This window comes from Flavobacterium branchiophilum NBRC 15030 = ATCC 35035 (genome assembly GCF_002217205.1).
GTDB classification, from domain to species: domain Bacteria; phylum Bacteroidota; class Bacteroidia; order Flavobacteriales; family Flavobacteriaceae; genus Flavobacterium; species Flavobacterium branchiophilum.
In genome coordinates, this window is the sequence record NZ_MUGT01000164.1 from 22,020 (window position 1) to 28,019 (window position 6,000).

At 33.4% G+C, this 6,000-nt stretch carries 5 protein-coding genes; 4 read left to right on the forward strand and 1 reads right to left on the reverse strand.

Annotated elements, in window-relative coordinates; genetic code table 11:
* The first annotated feature begins 300 nt into the window (after positions 1–300).
* Positions 301–2,406 (forward strand): ATP-dependent DNA helicase RecG, encoded by a 2,106-nt coding sequence (gene recG, locus B0A58_RS14790; protein WP_089081681.1) that lies wholly within the window; start codon positions 301–303, stop codon positions 2,404–2,406.
* A gap of 22 nt (positions 2,407–2,428) precedes the next feature.
* Here recG and B0A58_RS14795 read toward each other — a convergent pair whose 3' ends face one another.
* Positions 2,429–3,406, reverse strand: a complete 978-nt coding sequence (locus tag B0A58_RS14795) for a YitT family protein (RefSeq protein ID WP_014084337.1) — start codon at positions 3,404–3,406, stop codon at positions 2,429–2,431.
* Between the two features lie 323 nt (positions 3,407–3,729).
* On the opposite strand from B0A58_RS14795, the gene B0A58_RS14800 reads away from it, so the two are divergent.
* The 3 genes from B0A58_RS14800 (at position 3,730) to tnpA (ending at position 5,842) form a co-directional block, all read left to right on the forward strand.
* A complete protein-coding gene (locus tag B0A58_RS14800) occupies positions 3,730–4,419 on the forward strand; it encodes an NUDIX hydrolase (RefSeq protein ID WP_089081682.1) in 690 nt (229 codons plus the stop codon).
* A gap of 269 nt (positions 4,420–4,688) precedes the next feature.
* The gene (locus tag B0A58_RS14805) at positions 4,689–4,928 is read left to right on the forward strand and encodes a DUF7149 domain-containing protein (protein WP_207758861.1); all 240 of its coding nucleotides are present in this window, start codon (positions 4,689–4,691) and stop codon (positions 4,926–4,928) included.
* A gap of 494 nt (positions 4,929–5,422) precedes the next feature.
* Positions 5,423–5,842: an IS200/IS605 family transposase gene (gene tnpA, locus B0A58_RS14810; RefSeq protein ID WP_089081683.1), complete on the forward strand. Its 420-nt coding sequence runs from the start codon at positions 5,423–5,425 to the stop codon at positions 5,840–5,842.
* The last annotated feature ends 158 nt before the right edge of the window (positions 5,843–6,000 follow it).

Sequence of the window (6,000 nt, forward strand, 5' to 3'; positions counted from 1 at the left end):
GAGATGTTGGTTTGTTATTTATTTAGAAAAAAAACAGTAATTTATTTGTAAATTTAAGAGAAAATGGCTGTTTGATTAGGCATTATGCTAATTTGTAAGATAGTTGTTTGCACCCCGACCTGAACGGAGCTCTTTTTTTCTTGCCGCTAAGCGGTTTGTTGATTTTGCGGCAAGAAAAAAAAGCGGGAGTGGAGGGAGGATGAGGTGCCCAAAAAATTATGTTGAAGCTGCTCATTATGGTATATTTTTGTATATTTGTAGTCTTTTGATTTTGTTTACTTTATTAATATTATTTGACGTATGTCCCATTATTTTGATACTCCGATAGAATTTTTGAAGGGCGTTGGTCCTGCTCGAGGGGCTTTGTTGCGAAAGGAATTGGGCATTTTTAAGTATGGCGATTTGGTTCATTTTTTTCCGAATCGGTATATTGACAAAACTAAATATTATACCACAAATCAGTTGCAAAATACGACAGCTGAAGTTCAAATTATAGGAAAAATAATTCATTTACAAACGGTTGAATATGGTAAAAACCAGAAGCGGCTTGTGGCTACATTTGCAGATGATTTTGGACAAATCGTACTCACTTGGTTTCAGGGGATTAAATGGATAAAGGACAGCATTAAACTGAATGAGATGTATGTTGTATTTGGGAAAATTACAAAATTTAACCAGCATTTTAGTATGTCTCATCCAGAAATGGAGCTCATGACAGAGCATCAAAAGAGCCTTCGATCGGCTATGCAAGCCATTTATCCATCTACAGAAAGCTTGCAAAACAGAGGGGTTACAAATAAAGTTATTGGCAAAATGATGGAGCAATTATGGATAGAAACACATCATTATTTTACGGAACATTTGCCATTGTATTTGATAGAAGAGTTGCAATTGATGTCTAAGAAGGAGGCCATTTTTAATGTCCATTTTCCAAAAGATGCCCATTCGTTAGCAAAGTCTCAATTTAGATTGAAGTTTGAGGAGTTATTTTTTATACAATTGCAATTAATTACCAAAAATTTGATTCAAAAATATAAAATAAAAGGACATTCCTTTACACAAGTTGGTCTTTATTTTAATGAATTTTATAAAAATCATTTGCCATTTGATTTGACAAATGCCCAAAAACGGGTAATAAAAGAAATTAGGAACGATATGGGGAGCCATGCACAAATGAATCGGTTGTTGCAAGGCGATGTGGGTTCGGGCAAAACGATAGTGGCATTTATGAGCATGTTGTTGGCATTGGATAATGGATTTCAGGCTTGTTTGATGGCACCAACAGAGATTTTGGCCAACCAGCATTTTGTAGGTTTGTCAGAATTGGCTTTGAAAATGGATATTCGAATCAAAATATTGACTGGTTCAACCAAAATAAAAGAACGACGACAAATACATGAATCGTTGGAAGATGGTACACTTCAAATAATTATAGGCACACACGCACTATTGGAAGACAAAGTGGTTTTTAAGAATTTGGGACTGGCCATTATTGATGAGCAACATCGATTTGGAGTAGAGCAACGATCAAAGTTGTGGAAAAAAAACAACATTCCGCCCCACATTTTGGTTATGACAGCCACTCCTATACCACGAACTTTAGCGATGAGTTTGTATGGCGATTTGGATGTATCAGTTATTGATGAATTGCCACCTGGCAGAAAACCCATTCAAACCGTACATCGGTTTGATAGTAATCGGCTCAAAGTGTGGCATTTTATAAGACAAGAAATGGCCAAGGGCCGCCAGATATATGTTGTATATCCGCTGATTCAGGAATCGGAAAAAATGGATTATAAGGATTTGATGGATGGTTTTGAAGGGCTTTCGAGGGATTTTCCGTTACCAGATTATGCCATTTCGATTGTGCATGGCAAAATGAAACCTGCTGAAAAAGAATCAGAAATGAAACGATTTGCCGAGGGCAAAACCCAAATTTTAGTAGCCACTACTGTGATAGAAGTTGGGGTAAATGTACCCAATGCCAGTGTTATGATTATTGAAAGTGCCGAACGATTTGGCTTGTCGCAACTGCACCAATTGAGAGGAAGAGTGGGTAGAGGTGCCGAGCAAAGTTATTGTATTTTGATGACGTCTGTAAAATTGTCTAATGATAGTAAAATACGTATGGACACTATGGTAAGAACCAATGACGGATTTGAAATTGCAGAAGTAGATTTGAAACTAAGAGGCCCTGGCGACATTATGGGCAAACAACAAAGTGGGGTTTTGAATTTGCAAATAGCCGATTTGGTTCGAGATCAGGATATATTACTATTGGCTCGAAACCAAGCAATGAAATTGCTAAAAGACGATCCTCAGATGCAAAAACAAGCCCATTTTAGCCTAAAAAATGCTTACATCGAAATGACAAAGAAAAAGAATATATGGAACTATATTAGTTAGATTTCAAATATTTATACCTTAATTAATGTTTTAATGGTCTTTTTTTAATCATGCCTCCTTTGGTGTCCTTTACGCTGTTCATGACAACAAATGCGGCGGGTTCTATTTTTTCAATTTCAGTTATAAGTTTGTTGAGTTCTAATCGGGTAATTACCGTATAAATAATGTCGGTATCCTTGGTTTCGCCGTTTTTTCCATGTCCACGTTTGCCACTATATACCGTAACACCCCGCCCCATGACGTCTATAATCATTTGTCGGATTTGATCGCTGTAGGTAGATACAATGGTAACGCCAATGTACTCTTCTATACCTTCTATAATAAAATCGAGTGTTTTTGAAGCGGCCAAGTAGGTAATCATAGAGTACAGGGCAATTTCGACCCCTAAAAAATAAGCAGCAACCCCAAAAATTAAAACATTGATAGGAATAATAATATCGCCAATGGTCATGCCCAATTTTCGACTTAAAAATATGGCTAAAACCTCTGTGCCATCGATAACTGCACCGCCTCTGATGGCAAATCCGATGCCTGCCCCAAGAAAAAAACCACCAAAAAGGGCTACTAATAAGTTGTCGTTTGTAACCGCTGGAAACGAAATAGTAGCCAATGCTATGGACAAACCTGTGATGGAAAGTGCTGTTTTGACTGCAAATTCCTTGCTAATTACATGATATGCCAAAAAAATAAAAGGAATATTTACTAATAAAATAAGAATATATAGTGGAATATTTGTTAAAGATGCCAACAATAATGAAATACCTGTAGCCCCACCATCAATAAAATGATTATTTAATAAAAACCCTTTGAATCCAAAAGCAGCAGACAAAATACCTAATCCAATTAATAAAATATCTTTTATAAAATGTTTGAATATTACTACAAATTTTCGATATCCTTTTGCTAAAATAAAATTAGACAGTTTATCTGCTCCAAGGGTAGTATATTTTTGATCTCTTAATGTGGTTTTTAATATAATTTTTTTCCAGATATGGTTCATAATGTGATGTTTTAATTTCTAAAAATCTGAATTTCAGGGTTATATAAAAAAGTTTGAATTTTAACAAATATAATATTTTTTCATACATATACAATTTTAATTTGTATTTATTTAATATTATTTTGATACCTTTAATAGGCATATTACTAAATATTTGAGGTGAAATGGATTTCATGTTATGCCAATACATTTTTGAGCTTCTGATATATGAAATCCAATGTTTTGTAGTTTCTATTTTTTTATGATTAGTAGGTTGGTTAGGTATTTTTGTTTTTAGTATATTTGCTATTGAAATTTAATTTTTTCAAAATAGTTTAAAAAAGATGATGCAAAACATAAGAATAGCTGTGGACGCTGTGGTTTTTGGGTTTCAAAATAACCAACTTTATGTACTATTAATTCAACAGAAATTTGGAGCAGCTGTTTTGCAATGGGCATTACCAGGCGGATTAGTTCAAAATGATGAAACTTTGCACGAAGCCATTTTGCGAGAATTGAAAGAGGAAACCAATGTAGAGGTTAATTATCTTGAACAGTTATATACTTTTGGAGATGATGTACAAAGAGACCATCGAAATCGGGTTATATCGGTAGCTTATTTTGGTTTGGTCGATCCTTCAAAATTTCAACTCGTGGCAGCAACAGACGCCGTAAATGCACAATGGATGGCCATAAACGAAATACCAAAACTAGCTTTTGATCACGCATCAATTGTTGCAATGGCACATCTTCGCCTAAAAAACAAATTGACTTATCAGCCCATTGGATTTGATTTGCTTCCTAAAAAGTTTCTTTTTTCTGAACTCGAAAATTTATATTGTATCATTTTAGAAAAAGAAATAGACCGTAGAAATTTTAGAAAAAAAATATTGAGTTTTGGGATTGTAGTTGAAACAAACGAAATAGCACCACAATTGAAAAGTGGCAGGCCAGCAAAATTATTTCGATTTAATAATATGATTTATAAAGCGTTAGAAGTAAAAGGGTTTCATTTTGAAATAAATTTTACTTAATCAATCTCATTCTAATATTATCTAAAAAAAAGTATATTTTATAGATTAATTTTACTAAAATATTTTCCATTAATAATTTATAAACTGTATTTACTGATGTTTTTTTAAGATAAAAATTTTTTTTTATGTTTGAAACACCATTTGGTTTCAAAAATAAAATAAAAAAATACTTCGACACATGACTAATTAGCGAAGTAAATAAATACGTAATTTACTTTTTTAATATTCTTTTTCTGTAGTTCATTAATGTATGATTACCTCTTTTTAAGATGAAAAAGAATAAAGGCCGAAACGACTTAGTAATTCATACAGGCAAGGACGCCAAAACCAATGTGGGTGTCATTATTGAAGCAAAAAGCCCAAGCAATAAGGCAGAAATGCTAACCGAGGACAAGCTCAATAACAAAGCCTTGCAAGAACTCGTTTTGTACTTTTTGCGGGAACACATTACCCACAAAAACCTTGAAATCAAACATGTAGTAGTAACATATTTTAATTCGTTGAAATGATAAAAAAATCTTATATGATGACGCATTTTGTAACAATGGATTTTAATCCGTTGGAAATAAATATGGATCGAGCCTATGGCTCTTTTATCGTGTAACATGTTGTATCGACTGGACTGAAGTCCAGCCTTATTATATGAATCGAGCCTACGGCTCTGTTATTGTGTTACTTGTTGTATCGACTGGACTGAAGTCCAGCCTTATTATATGAATCGAGCCTACGGCTCTAATATACAACGTATAAATCCCGTTGGGATGACCGTTTTTGTAACAACGGATTAAAATCCGTTGAAAATAGCCTACGACTCTAATGTGCAACGTATAAATCCCGTTGGGATGACCGATTTTGTAATAACGGATTTTAATCCGTTGAAAATAGCCTAGGGCTCTAATATGCAACTTGTAAATCCCGAAGGGATGAACCATTTTGTAGCAACGCATTTTAATCCGTTGGGATGAAAAAAAATAGAAATAAATAATTTTATTAATTTAAAGATATGGCAAATACCTATCACCAAGTATATATTCAAGCTGTTTTTGCGGTAAAATACAGAAAAGCTGTTCTTCATAAAGACTGGAGAAAAGACGTTTTTGCTGTCATTGGGAAACTAATCAATGAAACAGGTTGCAAAACCATCATAGTAAATGGGGTTGAAGACCATGTACATTGTTTTTTAGGATTGAAACCAACTGTTTCTATATCAGAATTAATGAAAACGATTAAAGCTAAATCTTCAAAATATATTAATGGTAATAGACTTTTATCAAACCGTTTTGAATGGCAAGAAGGTTATGGGTTTTTTTCTTATAGTCAATCTCATATAAAAAAAGTTTATAATTATGTTGCCAATCAAGAAAAGCACCATCAAAAAGAAAGTTTTAACCCAACTTGCCGAAAACCCAACACAAAACCCTGATTATCAGTAGCTTTTTTTTATTAATGGTACACTACATGAACTTTTTTAGTTTTTCTAATAATTTTAAATTTCAAGCAATCGTAAATCTTTTGTACTTCTTCTATGGGTTTTGAGGGTTTTTCTATGGTTAGATTTTTGGTTTTTGTTGGAAGTTTTAC